16 protein-coding genes are annotated in these 17,713 nt (G+C 61.4%); all 16 read right to left on the bottom strand.

Going from position 1 to position 17,713, the window contains the following annotated elements:
- Window positions 1-558: 558 nt before the first annotated feature.
- The gene (locus ACPYOJ_RS14130) at window positions 559-1,617 is read right to left on the bottom strand and encodes a sn-glycerol-3-phosphate import ATP-binding protein UgpC (protein ID WP_481416807.1); all 1,059 of its coding nucleotides are present in this window, start codon (window positions 1,615-1,617) and stop codon (window positions 559-561) included.
- On the bottom strand, window positions 1,617-2,465 hold the full coding sequence (ugpE, locus tag ACPYOJ_RS14125) for a sn-glycerol-3-phosphate ABC transporter permease UgpE (protein WP_481416806.1): 849 nt from the start codon (window positions 2,463-2,465) through the stop codon (window positions 1,617-1,619). The genes ACPYOJ_RS14130 and ugpE overlap by 1 nt, the downstream gene beginning before the upstream one ends.
- Before the next feature lie 9 nt (window positions 2,466-2,474).
- On the bottom strand, window positions 2,475-3,356 hold the full coding sequence (gene ugpA, locus ACPYOJ_RS14120; RefSeq protein WP_481416805.1) for a sn-glycerol-3-phosphate ABC transporter permease UgpA: 882 nt from the start codon (window positions 3,354-3,356) through the stop codon (window positions 2,475-2,477).
- Between the two features lie 62 nt (window positions 3,357-3,418).
- A complete protein-coding gene (gene ugpB, locus ACPYOJ_RS14115) occupies window positions 3,419-4,726 on the bottom strand; it encodes a sn-glycerol-3-phosphate ABC transporter substrate-binding protein UgpB (protein WP_481416804.1) in 1,308 nt (435 codons plus the stop codon).
- 274 nt (window positions 4,727-5,000) lie between these two features.
- Window positions 5,001-5,135: a hypothetical protein gene (locus tag ACPYOJ_RS14110; RefSeq protein WP_481416803.1), complete on the bottom strand. Its 135-nt coding sequence runs from the start codon at window positions 5,133-5,135 to the stop codon at window positions 5,001-5,003.
- A 165-nt stretch (window positions 5,136-5,300) separates the two neighbouring features.
- Entirely contained in the window at window positions 5,301-6,287 is a 987-nt protein-coding gene (locus ACPYOJ_RS14105; RefSeq protein ID WP_481416802.1) for an Ldh family oxidoreductase, read from the bottom strand.
- Between the two features lie 5 nt (window positions 6,288-6,292).
- Window positions 6,293-7,060, bottom strand: a complete 768-nt coding sequence (locus ACPYOJ_RS14100) for a sulfite exporter TauE/SafE family protein (protein WP_481416801.1) — start codon at window positions 7,058-7,060, stop codon at window positions 6,293-6,295.
- Between the two features lie 43 nt (window positions 7,061-7,103).
- Window positions 7,104-8,255: a M20 family metallopeptidase gene (locus ACPYOJ_RS14095; RefSeq protein ID WP_481416800.1), complete on the bottom strand. Its 1,152-nt coding sequence runs from the start codon at window positions 8,253-8,255 to the stop codon at window positions 7,104-7,106.
- A gap of 23 nt (window positions 8,256-8,278) precedes the next feature.
- Entirely contained in the window at window positions 8,279-10,633 is a 2,355-nt protein-coding gene (locus ACPYOJ_RS14090) for a penicillin acylase family protein (RefSeq protein ID WP_481416799.1), read from the bottom strand.
- Between the two features lie 10 nt (window positions 10,634-10,643).
- Window positions 10,644-11,615: an ABC transporter ATP-binding protein gene (locus tag ACPYOJ_RS14085; protein ID WP_481416798.1), complete on the bottom strand. Its 972-nt coding sequence runs from the start codon at window positions 11,613-11,615 to the stop codon at window positions 10,644-10,646.
- Window positions 11,612-12,607, bottom strand: coding sequence for an ABC transporter ATP-binding protein (locus ACPYOJ_RS14080; RefSeq protein WP_481416797.1), 996 nt, complete (start codon window positions 12,605-12,607; stop codon window positions 11,612-11,614). Before ACPYOJ_RS14080 ends, ACPYOJ_RS14085 begins: the two co-directional genes overlap by 4 nt.
- Window positions 12,608-12,611: 4 nt before the next feature.
- Window positions 12,612-13,397: an SDR family NAD(P)-dependent oxidoreductase gene (locus ACPYOJ_RS14075; RefSeq protein WP_481416796.1), complete on the bottom strand. Its 786-nt coding sequence runs from the start codon at window positions 13,395-13,397 to the stop codon at window positions 12,612-12,614.
- Window positions 13,398-13,407: 10 nt separating this feature from the next.
- Window positions 13,408-14,271 carry an ABC transporter permease gene (locus ACPYOJ_RS14070; protein ID WP_481416795.1) on the bottom strand — a complete coding sequence of 288 codons (864 nt, stop codon included), beginning with the start codon at window positions 14,269-14,271 and terminating at the stop codon, window positions 13,408-13,410.
- Window positions 14,272-14,281: 10 nt separating this feature from the next.
- Window positions 14,282-15,202, bottom strand: a complete 921-nt coding sequence (locus ACPYOJ_RS14065) for an ABC transporter permease (RefSeq protein WP_481416794.1) — start codon at window positions 15,200-15,202, stop codon at window positions 14,282-14,284.
- Window positions 15,203-15,218: 16 nt separating this feature from the next.
- The gene (locus ACPYOJ_RS14060; RefSeq protein WP_481416793.1) at window positions 15,219-16,712 is read right to left on the bottom strand and encodes an ABC transporter substrate-binding protein; all 1,494 of its coding nucleotides are present in this window, start codon (window positions 16,710-16,712) and stop codon (window positions 15,219-15,221) included.
- Window positions 16,713-16,769: 57 nt separating this feature from the next.
- A complete protein-coding gene (locus ACPYOJ_RS14055) occupies window positions 16,770-17,693 on the bottom strand; it encodes a polysaccharide deacetylase family protein (protein WP_481416792.1) in 924 nt (307 codons plus the stop codon).
- Window positions 17,694-17,713 lie beyond the last annotated feature (20 nt).

Below are 17,713 nucleotides of genomic sequence, written 5' to 3'. Positions count from 1 at the left end.
ATGCCCCCTTAAGAGGGACGCCGTAAAGAGATGAACCGGCGCCCATCAGTTTTCCGACATTTCTGCAACGCTCGCTCTTGAAGGGACACGAACCGCAAGCCTATGAATTCGATTCCGGTGCATAACGAACAATTATGAACGAACGAGCCATTTGTTTTTGTTGCCGTTTCGGCGCTCAACCCTTTGGGTAACGCCCTCGTAACCCCGGACGACCGCAAATCGATGTTATGTTTATCGATTAATTTTGGCGCGCGAGGTCGCTTTAAAATAGCATCTTCGATGGTCGTGCACGGTCTAAAGAGCCGGAATCCAGTAAACTTGTCGGCGACGCCCATGCCTTACACGGTCCATATGATCGTCCCTCCCACGGACAATCGGTTATGACCTTTCCGCAAAAAAGGTATAACTACGCTAAACACGTCCCCAGAGGTGTTCCTTTACGTGCCGGGCCGCTAGTAGTTTAGTTGCGCATGCCCACACCCAGCAGAGATCGTAGCCTTGAACGATCGGCGGCCTTCCCAGCGGCCGGCCTATCGAGACAGATCGGTCTTGGTGTGATCAGTGCTTGCTGCAGGCGGCGATTATCCGATGCCCCTCCTTGTCGAAAAAATGTAAATCTTCAAGATCTGCCGCTATCGAAAGGCGTTCATCAATCGAGATCAGCGAACGGCCGGGGACGCGGAAGACGATGTCCTGTGTATTTGGCAGCGTGCCGTGCACGTAGCTTTCGGCGCCAACGAGTTCAACCGCACTCACACGGACTTCGGCGGTGAAATCGGCTTGCCGCTCAGTTTTGGCGAGCCGAAAGTTTTCCGGCCGGATCCCGATCGTTGCAGTTGTTGGTGGGGCCGAAATCGCTGCAGGCATGGTGGAGTTGCCGGCGATTTCCAGAAGATTCATAGATGGCGAACCGATGAAGGTCGCGACGAATGTCGTCGCGGGTCTTTCATAGAGTTCGATCGGCGTGCCGACCTGCTCGATCTGCCCATTATTCAGAACGACGAGCCTGTCGGCGAGCGTCATGGCTTCCATCTGGTCATGGGTTACATACACGCTTGTCGTCCCCAACGAACGTTGGAGCCGCCTGATCTCGACCCGCATCTGCACGCGCAGTTTCGCATCGAGATTGGAGAGCGGTTCGTCGAAGAGAAAGGCGGCCGGTTCGCGCACGATTGCGCGTCCCATGGCAACGCGCTGGCGCTGGCCGCCGGAGAGCTGCCGTGGCTTGCGCTCAAGGAAGGGCTCGATCTCGAGTGACCTTGCAGCCTTCAGGATGCGGCGATCGATGTCATCCTTCGGGACGTTGCGATTCTTCAGGCCGTAAGAGAGGTTCTGGCGCACGGTCATGTGCGGATAGAGCGCGTAGTTCTGGAACACCATGGCGATGTCGCGTTCGGAGGGCTCCAACTGGTTGACCGTGCGCTCGCCGATCATGATGTCCCCCGAGGTGATGCCTTCCAACCCCGCGATCATGCGAAGCAACGTGGACTTGCCACAGCCTGACGGGCCGACAAGAACGACAAGTTCGCCATCGCCTATGTCGAGCGAGATGCCCTTGATGATTTCCGTGCCGCCGCCATAAGTCTTGCGGACGTCCTTGAGCTTGATACCGGCCATTACTTCTCCGTCTCCACAAGACCTTTGACAAACCAGCGCTGCATGAGCACGACGATGACGATCGGCGGGATGATTGCGACGATCGCCGTCACCATCACGAAATTCCACGGCGTCGCCGCGTCGGCAAAATCCACCATCTTGCGAAGTCCAATGATGATCGTCGTCATCCGCGCGTCATTCGTGACGAGGAGCGGCCAGAGATATTGCGTCCACCCGTAAATAAAGAGAATGACGAAAAGGGCTGCGATGTTCGTGCGCGACAGCGGCAGCAGGATATCGCGCATGAAGCGGAATGGACCGGCATTGTCGATGCGCGCGGCTTCCACCAGTTCTCCGGGGATCGTCAGGAAGAACTGGCGAAAGAGGAAGGTTGCCGTCGCCGAGGCCATGAGCGGCAACGTCAGCCCGGCATAGGTATCGATCATACCGAGATCGACGATCACCTTGTAGGTCGGCAGGATGCGCACCTCGACCGGCAGCATCAGGGTGATGAAGATCATCCAGAAGAAACCCATCCGAAAGGGAAAGCGGAAGAAGACGATCGCGAAGGCCGAGAGGAACGAGATCGCGATCTTGCCGACCGCAATTGCCAGCGACACCACGAACGTGTTCCACAACATCCGTTCGAGGCTGACGCCGACGACGCGCTCGACGCCACCGGACAATGCCTCGCCATAGTTCTCCGCGAAATGCCCGCCTGGCAGCAGCGTGATCGGCGGGCGCAGGATTTCCGCCGAGGTCATCGTGGAGGCAACGAAGGTGTAATAGATCGGGAAGGCGACGATTATGATCCCGAGGATCAGCATCAAGTGGGCGAAAAGGGTGGCGAGGGGGCGCTTTTCAATCATCGACCGACCTTACGCGTAGTGGACCCGGCGTTCCACGAAGCGGAACTGGAAGGCTGTGAGCGCGATGACGATCACCATCAGGATAACCGACTGTGCCGCCGAGGAGCCGAGGTTGAGGTTCACGAAGCCGTCGTTGTAAACCTTGTAGACCAATGTCTCGGTGGCCCTGGCGGGGCCGCCGCCGGTTACCGAATGGATGATGCCGAAGGTATCGAAGAAGGCATAAACGGTATTGACGACAAGCAGGAAGAAGGTCGTCGGCGCCAGCAGCGGAAAGACGATGGTCCAGAAGCGCCGGTTGCCGCGCGCGCCGTCGATGGCCGCCGCTTCGATCAGGGATTTCGGGATTGCCTGCAGCCCGGCGACGAAGAAGAGAAAATTGTAGCTTATCTGCTTCCAGGCAGCCGCGACTATCACCAGCGCCATGGCCTGGTTGCCGTTGAGCAGCGGGTCCCAAAGGAATCCGTTGCGCCGCAGGAGATAGGCGAAGGTGCCCATGGCCGGATTGAACATGAAGAGCCACAGCATGCCGGCCACGGCGGGTGCGACAGCATAGGGCCAGATCAGCAGGGTACGGTAGAAACCCTGTCCACGCACGACCTTGTCGGCCGCGGTCGCAAGCGCGAGCGCCACGACCATCGCCAGCAAGGCGGTCGCTACGCTGAAGACAATCGTTACCTGCAAGGAATGAAGATAGTTTTCGTCGCCAAGCACCGACCTGAAATTGAAGAGTCCCGCGAAGCTGCTCTTTAGCCCGAAGGGGTCCTCGCGCTGTGTCGATTGATAGAGCGCCTGGCTCGCAGGCCAGAAGAAAAAGATGACCGTGAGCGCGATCTGCGGCGCCACCAGGAAATAGGGAAGGATCTTGTTGGGAAAGACGACACGCTGCAATGCGGCCTCCTGTAAAGCGGACGGAACGCCCGCGACCAAGAGGCCGCGGGCGACAGGAGATTTTAGTTGCCGAGCGCCTGCTGGATCGCCGCGTTGCCGCGTTCGACTGCCTTATCGAGCGCCGTCTTGGCGTCCTGCTTGCCGGCAAGCATGGCTTCGAACTCTTCGTTCATGATGTCACGCACCTGTGGCAGGTTGATCAGGCGAACGCCCTTGGAATTTTCCGTCGGAGCCTTGCCCATCATCTGCAGGATCGGCGTTTCGCGGCCGGGGTTCTTGTCGTAGAAGCCCGATTTTTTCGTCTCCTCGTAGGCTGCCATCGTTACCGGCATGTAGCCGGAAACCTGATGCAGGCGAGCCTGGATCTTGGTCTGCGAGAGGAAGTGGAAGAATTCGGCGATGCCCTTATATTCGGCATCCGACTTTCCAGCGAACACCCAAAGGCTTGCTCCGCCCGGAATCGTGTTCTGCGGCCGGCCTTCGCCCTCGTAATAGGGAAGCTGGCCGATACCGTAGTTCATCTTCGACTTGATGATGTCGCCAAGCCCGCCGGAAGATTCGGTCATGATCCCGCATTCGCCCGAGGTGAAGAGTTGCTTGGCTTCCGAGGTCCTGCCACCATAGCGGAAAGTGCCGTCCTTTGCGAGATCGGCGATTGCCTGGAAGTGCTGGACGAAAAGCGGCGAGTTGAACTCAAGCTTTACGTCAGTACCGCCAAGGCCGTTCTCGTTGGTCCCGTAGGCGACATTGTTCCAGGCGGCGAAGTTCTCGGTCTGAATCCAGGTCAGCCAGGTCGAGGTAAACCCGCAAGGGGCCGCACCGCTCGACTTGATCTTCTTCGCCGCCTCGAAGACTTCGGGCCAGGTCTTCGGCGGGGCCTCGGCATCGAGCCCTGCCTTCGTGAAGATATCCTTGTTGTAGAAGAGGATTGGAGAAGAAGAGTTGTAGGGGAAGGACAGCATCGTGCCGTCCGGCTTCGAATAATAAGCGACGATGCCCGGCAAATATTGCGACTTATCGAATGTGTAGCCGCCTTTCTTCAGGATCTCGGCCGCCGGCATGACGGCGCCCTCGGCGGCCATCATCAGGCCGCTGCCAGCGTCAAAGACCTGCAGGATCGCCGGCGGCTGCTTGGATCGGAATGCCGCGATGCCGGCATTGAGCGCTTCCGGATAGGTGCCCTTGAAAACGGGCACGATCTTGTATTCGCTCTGGCTCTCGTTGAATTCCTTGGAAAGCTGCTCGACGACCTCGTTGTTGGCGCCGGCCATGGCGTGCCACCACTGTAGTTCGGTAGCCGCGAAGGCATGCGGTGTGCCGGCCGAAAGCGTGATGGCTGCGACGGAAGCGAAAAGTAAACGTTTGGACATCGTTCCTCCCTGTGTTTGTCCGTTGCCAAAGATTGACAAGCCTCCCGCGCGACCCTCCTCGATCGTCTCGGAAATCCTGTCTGCCCTTTTCTGCCGAAAGCGAAAAGCTCCCGATGCAAAGCTGTGCATCCGAAAGAACTAGGACGCTTTCACGATCCGTCTAGCGGCCTGCCAAGGGCGGCGGTTTCTAGAGCGCCTCGTGAGCGCTGGCTCTCACGGTGAGTTGCGATATGAATATCGGTGATCTTCCAGTATTTCGATAAGAGCACAAGTATTATTTCAAGTTGGAAAACTCACATCCAGATGATCCGCCTTCGTCGTTGGCATCCGCGGCTGCGGCGCGGCGGTCGAAAAGGTCGTTATCTCTGGTGTTCTTCGCATCTTCAACCTGACGAGCTGTTGCTTGCATGCGAATTCCCGGTCGAGGGCTTCGTCCGTTCTCGTGCCAAGCCGAGTACGCGCTGACCGTTAAAGCGCAAATAACGGACACACCTGCGAAGATCCTTGAAGCGCTGACGGACGGTGATGAAAAGGCGTTTCGCGTTTCAGATAAGATGATGCGGCAGGCGCATCATCATGGGTTGATGAGTGCCGCCAATTCGTCGTCGATTTCTACTCCGGTCGTGAGCGCATCCCGCCGTCGGCCCTGGCTGCGTCGGCCCGGCAGGCGCACATTCGGGTCGGCCGTCATCGTCGACGCAAGCAGTGCAAAGCGCGAGGCCGTCCCGGCGCCGCCCGTTGCCTCGGGATCGATCGCGATGATCATCTGCCCGAGCTTAGGCGGGTTGCCGCGGTCATCGAAGAGGGAGGAGGCTTCAAAGGAATAATTGGTGCCGGTGAGGCTCGCCGCGAATATCTCGACCATGAGCGCCAATGCTGCGCCCTTCGCGTCGCCGAGAGGCATCATCGTCCCTTTCAGGGCTTCGCTCGGATTCGTGGTTGGTTTCCCCTCTATGTCGAGCGCCCAGTCATCCGGAATGTCGGTGCCCTTCTGGTGCGCCGCCATGATCCTGCCGCGCGCGACCTTGGACATTGCAAGATCGATGACGATCGGCTCATCATGCGGAAGTGGCGCCGCAAAGGCGATCGGATTGGTGCCGTAGACGGCGGTCTTTCCACCCCAGGGCGCCATGGCCGCCGGCGTATTGGCAAACATCAGCGCCACGAGTCCGCGCTCAGCGAAGCGCTCGACCGTCAACCCCATGACGCCGGCATGATGCGAGCGATGAATGGCGGCGACCGCAATGCCGGATTTCGAGGCGAGAGCCGGAAGCTTTTGAACGGCGAGATCGAGCGCCGGATAGGCAAAGCCGCAGCCAGCATCGATCCTGAGCACTGCAGGCGCACTCGACCAAGCAACCGGCGTGGCGAAACCATCGACCTTTCCCGCCTTGGCCTGGGCGGCATATGCCGCAAGACGCCGCAGGCCATGACCGCTTTGCCCGGCGGTCTCGGCCGCGACGAGAGCGACCGCGACCGATTTCGCATTTTCGGGGCTGACGCTGTGTCTCTCCAGCATCTGTGCGACAAGGCGCTCGGCTTCCGTGATGGACAGCAGCATTGCAATTAACTCCAGGCAAGGGCTTTCGGAATGGCCGGCAGTGCCAGTGAGGCGCCGGAGGCACAAAGCAACACGAAGACGATCCGTCTCAACGTCTTCGGCGACAGAGGCAACGGCATGCGCCGCGCCATGTGCGTACCGAGGGAGACGGTGATGATGGCGAAAAAGGCCGGCCAGTAAACTGGCTTCGGAAAGGTACCGTCCGCAATGACGACGAAAAGGCGTATCAGCGCGTTGATGCTGAAGATTGCCACCAGCGTCTCGCGGATTGCGGCGATCGGCAGAGGCTGACGGTAGAAATGATAGACGAGCGGCGGGCCGCTTGTCGAAAAAAGGCCGCTCATGATGCCCGAAAAGGCGCCGAAGAAAACGAAGGAGGACTTTGTTGCCTGCTTTTCCTCTTTCCTGGGCGGCATGACCAGTTGCAAGGCCGAGACGATGATCACGAGGCCGAGGATGATGCGCAGGTAGATGAGCCCGGTCGAGGCGAGATGATCGAGCAGGAAATAGCCGGCGACGAGCGTCGGCAGGCTCGCGCAGAGCACAAGCACCAGTTCGGTGCGCAACACGTCGCGCCAGCCCCTTATCATCATGATGGCAGCATTGACGAGCGTCAGCACGCCGGTAACGACCGCAGCATCGCGCAGCGGCATGACGGCTGTCAGGCCGACCGCGCCCATCAGCAGCAGCCCGAAGGCGAAGCCGGTCAAAGTCTGCACATAGGCCGCAACGCCGGCCATCAGCACGAAACCGATGATCTCAGAAGGTGTCATAATGCGGCGAACCTGGAAAGCGGTGGCGAGCCGTTGCTAGACATCAGAGATCGCCATTCAGGGTTAGCATTAGATTGGCAAGAAGCGCGGTGCGCACTGCAAGGCTGCTGACGAATATATATTCCTCGAATGTATGGGCGCCGGCTCCGTCGGCGCCGAGACCATCAAGGGTCGGCACTCCAAGTGCTGCGGTGAAGTTTCCGTCGGAGCCGCCACCGGTGCTGACGCCCTCAAGAGTGATGCCGAGGTCGGCGGCAAGCCTGGCAGTATGATCGAAAAGCCGCTCGCCCGCCTCCGACTGGGCAAAGGGCGGGCGGTTGACGCCTCCCTTGATCTCGATGGTGATATCGGGATCGACCGGCGTCAGGCTTTCGACCTTTTTCAGGATTTCGGCAGCCGTCTCATCGTCGGGAAGACGCAGATCGACTTGCATGTGGCATTCAGCCGGCACGATGTTGCGCCCGGTTCCACCATGGATTGTGCCGACGGTGAGGGTGATGCCGCGTTGCGCGTCGTTCAGGCTTTCGAGTTCGAGTACCAGTCGGGCGGCGGCGCGGATCGCGCTGCGCCCATCCTGCGGCCTGGTGCCAGCGTGAGAGGCGCGCCCGCGCACGAGGATGTCATACATGGCGACGCCTTTACGGGCGACCACGATCTTGCCACCGTCACGTGCCGGCTCGACTACAAGGGCGTAAGACGCATTGCGGGCATGATTCTCGATCAAGCCACGCGAGCTTGTGCTTCCCATTTCCTCATCCGGGATGAAAAGCAGATAGACAGGTAAATGCGTCCCGGCGCGCGCAGCAATTTTCATCGCTTCCAGCGCCATCAATGCTCCTGATTTCATGTCGTAGATACCGGGACCATAAAGCCTGTCGCCCTCTTGCCGCAGGGGCAGATTTTCCTTGATGGTGCCCATCGGATGCACCGTGTCGAGATGCGCTAGGATCAGCACGCCCCTTTCATTGCTACCGGCCGGGCGGGGCGACCGCACGGCGAGAATATCGCCGAAACCCAGCGCTCCCGGCGTACGCTCCGTCACGAGTCCGGCCTCCTTCGCGATCGCTTCCACACGGTTGGCAAGCCGGTTGACGGCCGCGGAATCGCGTGTCGGCGTTTCGATCTCCACCCAATGTTTCAACTCGGAGAGAAGCACTGCTTCATCGATATCTGCGGCGGAAATGGTGCAGGGCATGGGAGATCTTTCGAAAAGGGTTTTCAGGCGGGCAGAAGAAGAATGCAATGTTCGGTTTCGGCGGCAATCTTCTCGTCGCTGTAGAGCAGTGGCACATATCGCCCCTTTGCCCAGCCCTCGGCCAAATCCGCATAATGCAGCGAACGCGGATCGCCGGACTGGCCGGGCGTGTTGATGCAGACGCTGTTGTCCCAGTCACCGACATCCATGACGAGCCGCACCGACGCGCCGGCGCTGACGCCGAAATCGCTCATCCGGTAGCCGGCATGCATGGGCGTGGAGCGGCTGCCACCGGTTGGCAAGGGACCGACATTCCAGGTGATTGCACCTTCCGCCTTAATGCCGCTGGTGGCATGCTCGAAGCGCGCTTTATGCAGACCGCCCCATTGCCAGGCGGCCGGATCGGTGCGGAAGCGCTTTTCGCAATCGGCAAAACCGGCAGACAGCGTCGATAACAGCATGGTGTCGCGCTCGGCCTCTCTCCAATGAGAACCGGGTTCCGAGAGCAGGGTCAGCATGCGGTCGACATCGCCCGGCAGTAGCAATTGCCGGACGGTCGGATTCGGCGCGAATTTCGCGAGCAGCGCAGGCCGCAGATGCTTCATCCACCAGACTTCGAAGAGGGCGGCCGGGGCGCTTGTGGCGTCCAGCCGGTGATCCCAGCCGTTGAAGAGAGCAAGCGCCTGTTTCTGGGTTTCATCGAGCGGATATTGGGCGGTAACCCTGTCCAGCACGCCACAGATCGTTGCGGCCGGGCGGGAATAGGTATCCGTCTGCAGCGCGGTCGAGCCCTTCAGCGTGTGCTTCGCGTCGCCGGCGAGCACGGACTTGATGCGCTGGGCGCGGCTGACTTCCGCCCATTCATGACCGATCGACGGCGCGTTCGAATCGCGGTCGGCAGGCAGGTTCATCTCGTTGGCGGAGGCCACGAAACCTTCAGCCGGATTGTATTTGCGCGGCAATTGGTCAGCGGGCAGGAAGCCGTCCCATTCATGGGAGCCGTGACCCGGTACCGGCAGGAGGCCCTCCCAGTTATGCCGGATCGGCGTGAAGCCGGCAGTGAACCAGCCGATATTGCCCTCCACGTCGGCGCTGACGTGGTTGACCGAGGGCGTGCCCCAGTGCGAAAGCGTTTCGGAAAATGCCTTCACCGAGCTGCTGCGCATATAGGACAGGCTGCCGAGATAGGCTGCCGAGCCCGGCGACAGCCAGACGGAGCGCATGGCGATCGCCTGCCGCTTCTTCGGATTCTCCTGCAGAATCGGGCCGTGACGGGTGAAGGAGAGCGTCAGGATCTGGTCGGGAAAGCCCTTGACCACGAACTGCTCCTCCAGGCGGGTAATCGCCTCCCAGCCGTCGCCATAACGATACTGCTCCGGGTCGCCGTCCTTCGTCTCGTAGACATAGATGTCTTCCTGGTCGGCGCCGAAAATGGTCAGCCCAAAAGCGGTCTTTTCGTTGTGGCCGAGCGAGATGCCCGGGGCGGTCGGTTCGCCGGTGCCGATGGCGTTGAGGCCCGGCGCCTCGAGATGCACGAGATAACGCAGCGAGGGCACCGCATGCGCCCGGTGCGGGTCGCTCGCGAGGATCGGCCGGCCGGTCTCAGTGCGCGAACCGTTAACGGCCCAGTTGTTGGAGCCCTCTTCCATGGTTGCCTGGATGACGTCGCCGAGATCGGTCACCTCGGTCCATTTCCAGACATCATCGAGCGTGGCGGCAAGCCGGGCTTTGTCGAAGGTGACCGGCGCGGTGGCGAGCTTGAACAGGCGGGTCGCTTCAAGCGGGATGTCGGCGAGCACGATACCTTCGGCCAGCTTCGGTTCAACCGGCGGATCGATCTCGTAACGCAACAGGTCGGTCTCGGCATCGGCCAGCGCCATGATGTTGGCGCGCAGGATTTCCGAGAGCCCGTTGCGGGTCAGTGCGTGGCTGCGGATACGCACGACGTCCGAAGGCTGCCAACGTGCCGGCTTTGTGCCGAAGACGGCAAATTCCGGCGGCAGGCGGGAAGGCTCAGCCCCGCAGAGCGCGATATAGGCATTGATGCCGGCGGCGAAGGCGGTGCAGATCGCCTCCGTATCCGCCGCGTAAGCTGTCCATTCCGCCGCCATGTCGCCGCGATAGAGGAAGTGTCGGGCGGCATGATCCTGCGCCAGGTAGCCCGGACCAAAATCGGCGGCCAGGAGACCGAGGCCGCGCTTGCGCCACAGGTCGAGCTGCCACAACCGGTCGCGTGCCGCGTTGAAGCCCTGCGCGAAGAACAGGTCCTTCTCGCTCGCCGCCTTGATATGCGGAATGCCCCAGCGGTCGATACGGATCTCCGCCTCGGCCTCGAGGCCGATCAGTCGGAGGGTTTCGTTCGTCGGGGTATCGGTCATGGCAGTACTCTTATGCGTGATGGCAGGCGACGCGAGCGCCATCGGCGCGCGGGGTCAGTTCCGGTCGTTCCCTGGAACAAATCTCGGTCGCAAGCGGACATCGCGTGTTGAAGGCGCAGCCGGAGGGGATGTTGGCCGGGCTCGGCAGCTCGCCGCCGAGAATGAGCCGTTCTTTCGAGCGCTGTACAACGGGGTCGGCTTCCGGCACCGCCGACATCAGCGCCTTGGTATAGGGATGTTTCGGGTTGGCGAAAAAGGTGTCGCGGTCGGCCATTTCGACGAAACGGCCGAGATACATGACCACAACGCGGTCGCAAATGTGACGAACCACGCCGAGGTCATGCGAGACGAAGAGATAGGAAACGCCGGTGCGCTTCTGTAGCGCCACCAGCAGGTTGAGTATCTGCGCCCGTACCGACACGTCGAGCGCCGAGACCGGCTCGTCGCAGATGACGAGGTCCGGTTCGAGCGCTAGCGCGCGGGCAATCACCACGCGTTGGCGCTGGCCGCCGGAAAACTGGTGCGGATAACGGTCCGCATGTTCGGGTCGCAGGCCCACCTGTTGCAGGAGCGTCGCGACGCGCGCCTTGAGCTGCTTGCCACGAGCGACGCCGCGCACGATCAGCGGTTCGGCGATCGTGGCACCCACCGTCGAGCGCGGGTCGAGCGATAGCGCCGGGTCCTGGAAGATCATCTGCACCTTGCGACGGATATCGTTGAGCTTCTTTTTGTCGGCGCCGACCACTTCTTCGCCGCTGATCTTGACGCTGCCGGAAACCGGCGCCTGCAGGCCGACGATCGTGTTGGAGAGCGTGGACTTGCCGCAGCCGGATTCGCCGACCAGCGCCACTGTCTCGGCGCGGCCGATCGTGAGATCCACGCCGTTGACCGCCTTCACAACCGGTCCGGCCTTGCCGAGCAAGCCGCTGTGGCCGCCGAAATGCACCGCGACGTCACGGATTTCGAGAACTTTGTCGCTCATGCCGCAACCTCGCGGATTTCCCTCATGCGATCGATATGCCAGCACGCCGAGCGATGGCCCCCGCCACAATCCATCAGCGGCGGCTGTTCGTTGCGACACTTGTCTGTCACGAGCGGACAGCGGTCCGCGAAACGGCAACCGACGCCAAATTCGCTCGGTGTCGGCACTGTGCCCTCGATGGTCGCCAGATCCGCCTTGGGAGCGTCATCGAGTTTCGGTACGCTAGCCAAAAGCAGGGCCGTATAGGGGTGCTTCGGTTCGCGAAAGAGCGCGTGAACCGGGGCGATCTCGGCGATGCGGCCAGCATACATGACCGCTACCTCGTCAGCGATATCGGCGACCACGCCCATGTCATGGGTGATCATGACGATTGCGGTGCCGCGCTCGGCTACCAGCTTCTTCATGAGATCAAGGATCTGCGCCTGGATCGTCACGTCGAGTGCCGTGGTCGGCTCGTCTGCGACCAGCACGCGCGGACCGCAGATCAGCGCGATCGAGATCATGATGCGCTGACACATGCCGCCCGAAAGTTCGAACGGATATTGATGCAGCCGCCGGTCGGGATCGGGAATGCCGACATCGGCGAGCATCTGCCGCGCCTTCTGGTAAGCTTCGGCCTTCGAGACGCCGTGATGCACGCGGTAGGCCTCGGCGATCTGCGCGCCGACCGTCGTCAGTGGGTCGAGCGAGGCGCTAGGCTCCTGAAAGATGATGGAAATATCTTTGCCGCGGGCCTTGCGGAACTGCCGCTCCGACATTGCGGCAAGATCGGTGTTGTCGAGCATGATCCGGCCGCCGGTACGGCGGGCTGCCGGCGGCAGCAGGCCGAGCATGGCATAGGAGGTCAGCGATTTGCCGCAGCCGGATTCGCCCACCAGCGCCATGACCTTGCCGGGCGCCACGGCGAAGGAGACGTCGTCGACGACCTTGGCGCCACCGATGTCAATGGTGAGCCTGTCGACGGCAAGCAGCGGGGTTGCGGCAGCGTCCATTCCCTTAAGCCCCTCCGGTCTTGGCCCGCTCGGGCCGCTTGTAGTTGCCGATCGAATTGCCACCGTCGACGGAGAGCACGGCACCGGTGATGAAGGCGGCCTTGTCGGAGCAGAGATAGGCGATCGCGCCTGGCGCATCCTGCGGGCCGCTCGCGCGGCCGAGCGGGATGTTCTTCAGCATGTTGGTGACATATTCGTCGGAAAGCTCGCTCACCTCGCTGCCAGGCGCGAAACCCGGCTCCACGACGTTGACGCGGATGCCGTATTCCGCGAGCTCCATCGCAAAACCCTTCGAGAGGCGCTCTATCGCCGTCTTCGAAGTGCAGTAGGGCACGGAATTCTGGTTCATCTTGCGGGCTGCGCCAGACGAGATGTTGACGATCGAGCCTTGCTTGCCTTCTGCGATCATCAGCTTCGCCATTTCACGCGACAGCACGAAGGGCGCCCGCAGGTTGACGCCGAAGACACGGTCCCAGTCGGAGAATTCCATGTCAAGCAGGCTGAAGCGGGTATAGATGCCGGCATTGTTGACCAGGATGTCCGGCGCCTTCCATTCGCGGCGCACGAGATCGACGAGGTCCAGCATGGAGGCGTCGCTCGTCAGTTCGGTCGCGTGCAGCAGCACCTTCGACCGGTCGAGGCCAAGTTCCCTGACCGCCTTTTCCAGCCCGTCCATGCGGATGTCGCTGAGGCAAAGCCTTGCGCCTTCCTGCGCGAAATAGGCGGCGATCCAGCGGCCGAAGACGCCGGCGGCGCCGGTGATGACGATGGTCTTGTTTTCGAATTCCATGGGTAAAACCTCAGCGAGAACGCGAACGCGGGTCGATCTGGTCACGCAGCCAGTCGCCAAGCACGTTGACGGAAAAGACGAGTAGGAAGAGACAGGCGCCGGGGAAGGCGACGATCCACCAGGCCCGCTCGAGATACTGGCGGCCGACGCTCATGATCGAGCCCCAGCTTGCGGCTGGCGGCTGGATGCCGAGGCCGAGGAAGGAAAGGCCGGCTTCCATTAGGATCATCAGGCCGAATTCGGCAGTCGCGACGATCAGCAGCGGCCCGGCGATGTTCGGCAGGATGTGGTGGAAGAGGATGCGCGCCGCCCCGGCACCGGCGAGTTCCGAAGCCTTGATAAACGGCAGGTTGGAAACCTGCAGCGTCTGGGCGTAGGCGACGCGGGTGTAACGCGGCCAGCGGGTCAGGCCGAGCACCAGGACGAGCTTCAGGAAGCCCGGGCCGAGCACGGCGACCGTCAGCACCGCAAGCAGGATCGCCGGGATCGACATCATGATGTCGACAAGGCGCATGATGAGGATCTCGATCTTGCCGCGGAACCAGCCGGCGACCATGCCGAGGGTGACGCCGACCAGCGTCGAGACGACGACGGAGAGGACCGCGACCGAAAGCGAGACGCCGGCGCCGTAGATGGTGCGCGAGAGCAGGTCGCGACCGAGGTCGTCGGTGCCGAGCCAGTAGGTGAAGCCGCGCAGTTCGAAGCCCGGCGGCTTCAGGCGGGCGAGCAGGGTCTGCTTGTTCGGATCGGCCGGCGCGACCCAGGGGGCAAGGATCGCGAGGGTCACGATCACCAGGAAGATGATCGAGACGATGATGACTGACAGGGGGACCCGGCGAATGCGTTGACCGAGGGCGAGGACGGCGGTGTTCATGAATACCTCCTCAGCGGATCAGGCGGATACGCGGATCGACGAGCGCATAGACGAAATCCGCAAGCACGCTGGTCAACACGTAAACGAAGGAGATCAGCAGCACGATGACTTGGACGACCAGGAAGTCGCGCGACTGGATGGACTGGATGGCGAGCTGGCCGATGCCCGGCCAGGCAAAGACCGTCTCGATGATGACCGCGCCGGCCAGCAGGTTGCCGATTTCGAGCGCGGCGATGGTGATGACCGGGATCGCCGCGTTCCGCAGCACATGGTGCACCACAACCGAGCCGATCGACAGGCCGCGGGCGCGGCCGGCCCGGACATAATCCTTGCCGAGCTCGTCGATGATCGAGATGCGGGTCATGCGCGCGAAGGTCGACATGGATACTGCCCCCAGCGCGATCGAAGGCATGATCAGCGAGGCGAAGTCGCCGGAGCCGGAGGTCGGCAGCCAGCGCAGCGCGACGCCGAAGACGAAGATCAATACGATGCCGGACAGGAAGGTCGGCACGCTCTGGCCGGTGACGACGATCGCGGTCAATAGCCGTTCCAGCCAACCGCCGCGGTTCGTCGCCATCAGGATGCCGGCCGGGATGCCCATACCGATCGCCACCACCAGCGCGCCGGCGGCGAGCATCATCGTATAGGGCACGCGCGACATGACAATATCGAATGCCGGCACGCGTTGCACGGCGGAAACACCGAAATCGAACCGGGCGAGCCCCTGAAGGTAATCCAGGTACTGCACCGAGATCGGCCGGTCGAAACCGAGCTGGTGGCGGAGATCCGCGATCATCTGGGCCGATGCGTCCTGCGGCACGAGCAGCAGGGTCGGATCGCCCGAGAGATGCATCACGACGAACACGATGGTGAGAACGCCGAAGATCGCAATGATCGCCTGTATCAAACGCTCGACGGCGTATGTCAACATGGTCGTGCTACCTGTCTTACTGCCAGCTCATGTCCATGACGAACATGGCTTCGTTGGCGGTCGGCTGCCACTTCAGCTGCTTGTTTGCGCCATAGATCGCATAGGCCTGATAAAGACCAAGGCCCGGAACGTCGTCCTTGAGGATCTGGTAGGCCTGCTCGTAGAGCTTCAGCCGCTCGTTCTGGTCGAGGATGGCGCGCGCCTTGTCGACGGCCCCATCGAACTTCGGGTTCGAATATTTCGCCCAGATGCTGCCGGTGCGGAACAGCGGGAAGATCACGCCGTCGACGTCCTGGCAGGCGCAGGACCATGCGCCGAAGGCAAGGCCGCCAGCATTGGCTGGATCGCCCTGGCGGCGCTTCAGGAAGGTCGCCTGGTCGCTGGAGGAGATGGTGACGTTGAGACCTGCCTCATTGACCATCTGCTGGATGGCCTCAACGGTGGCGCGGCTATAGGCCGGAGAGGTGAGGAATTCGACGGTGGCACCTTCCGCGCCGGCCTCCTTCACCAGTTGCTTGGCCTTGTCGAGATTGTACTCGTAACCCTTGACCTTGTCGGTGTAGCCGAAGACCGGCTCGGCACCGAGCACTTCCACCGCCTTGCCGTAACCTTCGAGCAGCGCATCGACCAGCGCCTGGCGGTCGATCGCATAGGCGATCGCCTCGCGGACGCGGACGTCCTTGGTGGCGCCGGCCTGGGCGTTGATGAAGAGATAGCCGATGCGCTCGGTCGGAACCGACAGAACCTGCGAGTTCGAGTCACTCTTGATGCTTTCGGCCTGATCTGGCGGCACTTCGCGGATGAGGTCGGCCTTGCCGGTCTTCAGGTCGGCGATGCGGGTGGACACGTCAGGCACGGTGCGGAAGACGACATGCTGGAATGGCGGCTTGGCGCGCCAGTAGCTCGAATAGGCCTCAAGCTCGGTCTGGACGCCCTTCTGCCAGTTGACCATCTTGTAGGGTCCGGAACCGAGCGGCTTCAGGTTGAATTCCTGGTCGCCGACCTTCTCGACATAGGCCTTCGGCACGATCGACAGCTTGACGAGCTGGGCGAGCAGCGCCGGATAGGCGGACTTGGTGGTCATCTTGACGACGGTCGGGCTGGTGGCCTCAGCCTTGTCGATCTGGTCGAACTGCGAGAGCTGCGGGCTCTTCAGCTTCGGATCGATGATGCGGTTGATCGAGAAGGCGACGTCTTCGGCGGTCAGCTTCGAGCCGTCCTGGAAGGTGACGTCGTCGCGGATCTGGAACTCGATCGTCTTGTCGTCGAGATATTTCCAGGACTTGGCGATCTGAGGCACGATCTCGCCCTTGGCATCACGGGTCAGCAGGTTGTCGAAGATGTTGCGGTAGATCGAATAGCTGTCAGTGTTCCACTGTAGATGCGGATCGAGCGTCGCGGCATCGTTCGGTAGATCGATGGTCAGCATATCCTTGGGCGACTGAGCCATGGCGGTCGAGGCCATGAGAGCCATCACGAATGCGGCAGCGGTAGCAAATCTCAAAGACATCTGTGTTCCTCTCTTCTTATTTCAGCTTATTCTTCCAGTTATTCCAAGGCGAGAACGTTATGCGGCCCGACCGATACCAGCCTCCTTGGCGCAATAGGCAGCAAGTTCAGCATGGGTCGTGAACCAGACACTGCCCTTCGCCTGCGCCTGGCGGATGATCTCCTCCAGGATGAAGATGCGGGAGCGGTGCCCGACATGATGTGGGTGCATCGTCAGTTGGAAAAGCCCACCTTCGTCATAAGCAAGCTCCAGCTCGCGCTGGAAGATCTCGAGGACCATAGCCGGGTCGCCATAGGGCCGTGCGCCTGTCATCCGGTCCATCGCGACGTAGGGAGCATCGTCGCGGATCCATTCCACCGGAATTTCGACGATGCCGGTCGGCTCGCCGTCTTCCAGCAACTCGTAAGGCTCGTCATCGGCCATCAACGAGGAATCATAAAGCAGACCCATTTCACGAGCGATCTTCAGCGTATGGGGGCTAAAATCCCAGGATGCGGTGCGCATGCCCACAGGCCGGATGCCGCAGACGCGTTCGAGAACGTCGGCCGCCCGTAGCGCGAGATCGCGCTCGGTTGCCTCGTCCAGGCGCGAATTGAATTCGTGGATCCAGCTATGAATGCCGATCTCATGGCCGGAAGCAACGACGGCACGCGCCTCGTCGGCATTGATCATAGCCGAGACGGCGGGCATGTAGATCGATGCGGGCACCGCGTATTTTTCGAGCAGCTTAAGGATGCGTGGCATGCCGGAGCGTGCGCCATACTGGCCCTGGCTCAGGCGACTGATGGAGATGCCGCCGTTGCGCAGTTCCATCGTCTCGTGATCGGCATCGAATGAGAGAGCGACAGCCATGCGGGCGCCGTTCTTCCACTGCGCCGGCTTCAGTGAGCGACCCGCCCGGACCTTGTTGACGCTCTTCTGCCAGACGTCGTCTGCCCACAGCCAGGGCTGGTTTTTGTCATGCTGTTCTGCTGCGCTCATGATATTCTTTCATTCGGCGA

It is taken from the genome of Rhizobium sp. SVR5-9E (assembly GCF_056755095.1).
Note: the sequence above shows the minus strand (reverse complement) of the source record. Positions and strands in the feature narration are given on the sequence as shown.

Bases quoted from the DNA above. Each gene is read 5' to 3' on its own strand.
- ACPYOJ_RS14130 (WP_481416807.1), bottom strand. From the start codon at position 1,617: ATGGCCGGTATCAAGCTCAAGGACGTCCGCAAGACTTATGGCGGCGGC.
- ACPYOJ_RS14065 (WP_481416794.1), bottom strand. From the start codon at position 15,202: ATGTTGACATACGCCGTCGAGCGTTTGATACAGGCGATCATTGCGATC.
- ACPYOJ_RS14100 (WP_481416801.1), bottom strand. From the start codon at position 7,060: ATGACACCTTCTGAGATCATCGGTTTCGTGCTGATGGCCGGCGTTGCG.
- ACPYOJ_RS14075 (WP_481416796.1), bottom strand. From the start codon at position 13,397: ATGGAATTCGAAAACAAGACCATCGTCATCACCGGCGCCGCCGGCGTC.
- ACPYOJ_RS14070 (WP_481416795.1), bottom strand. From the start codon at position 14,271: ATGAACACCGCCGTCCTCGCCCTCGGTCAACGCATTCGCCGGGTCCCC.
- ugpB (WP_481416804.1), bottom strand. From the start codon at position 4,726: ATGTCCAAACGTTTACTTTTCGCTTCCGTCGCAGCCATCACGCTTTCG.
- ACPYOJ_RS14085 (WP_481416798.1), bottom strand. From the start codon at position 11,615: ATGAGCGACAAAGTTCTCGAAATCCGTGACGTCGCGGTGCATTTCGGC.
- ACPYOJ_RS14095 (WP_481416800.1), bottom strand. From the start codon at position 8,255: ATGCCCTGCACCATTTCCGCCGCAGATATCGATGAAGCAGTGCTTCTC.
- ACPYOJ_RS14080 (WP_481416797.1), bottom strand. From the start codon at position 12,607: ATGGACGCTGCCGCAACCCCGCTGCTTGCCGTCGACAGGCTCACCATT.
- ACPYOJ_RS14110 (WP_481416803.1), bottom strand. From the start codon at position 5,135: ATGCAAGCAACAGCTCGTCAGGTTGAAGATGCGAAGAACACCAGAGAT.
- ugpE (WP_481416806.1), bottom strand. From the start codon at position 2,465: ATGATTGAAAAGCGCCCCCTCGCCACCCTTTTCGCCCACTTGATGCTG.
- ACPYOJ_RS14105 (WP_481416802.1), bottom strand. From the start codon at position 6,287: ATGCTGCTGTCCATCACGGAAGCCGAGCGCCTTGTCGCACAGATGCTG.
- ACPYOJ_RS14090 (WP_481416799.1), bottom strand. From the start codon at position 10,633: ATGACCGATACCCCGACGAACGAAACCCTCCGACTGATCGGCCTCGAG.
- ACPYOJ_RS14060 (WP_481416793.1), bottom strand. From the start codon at position 16,712: ATGTCTTTGAGATTTGCTACCGCTGCCGCATTCGTGATGGCTCTCATG.
- ACPYOJ_RS14055 (WP_481416792.1), bottom strand. From the start codon at position 17,693: ATGAGCGCAGCAGAACAGCATGACAAAAACCAGCCCTGGCTGTGGGCA.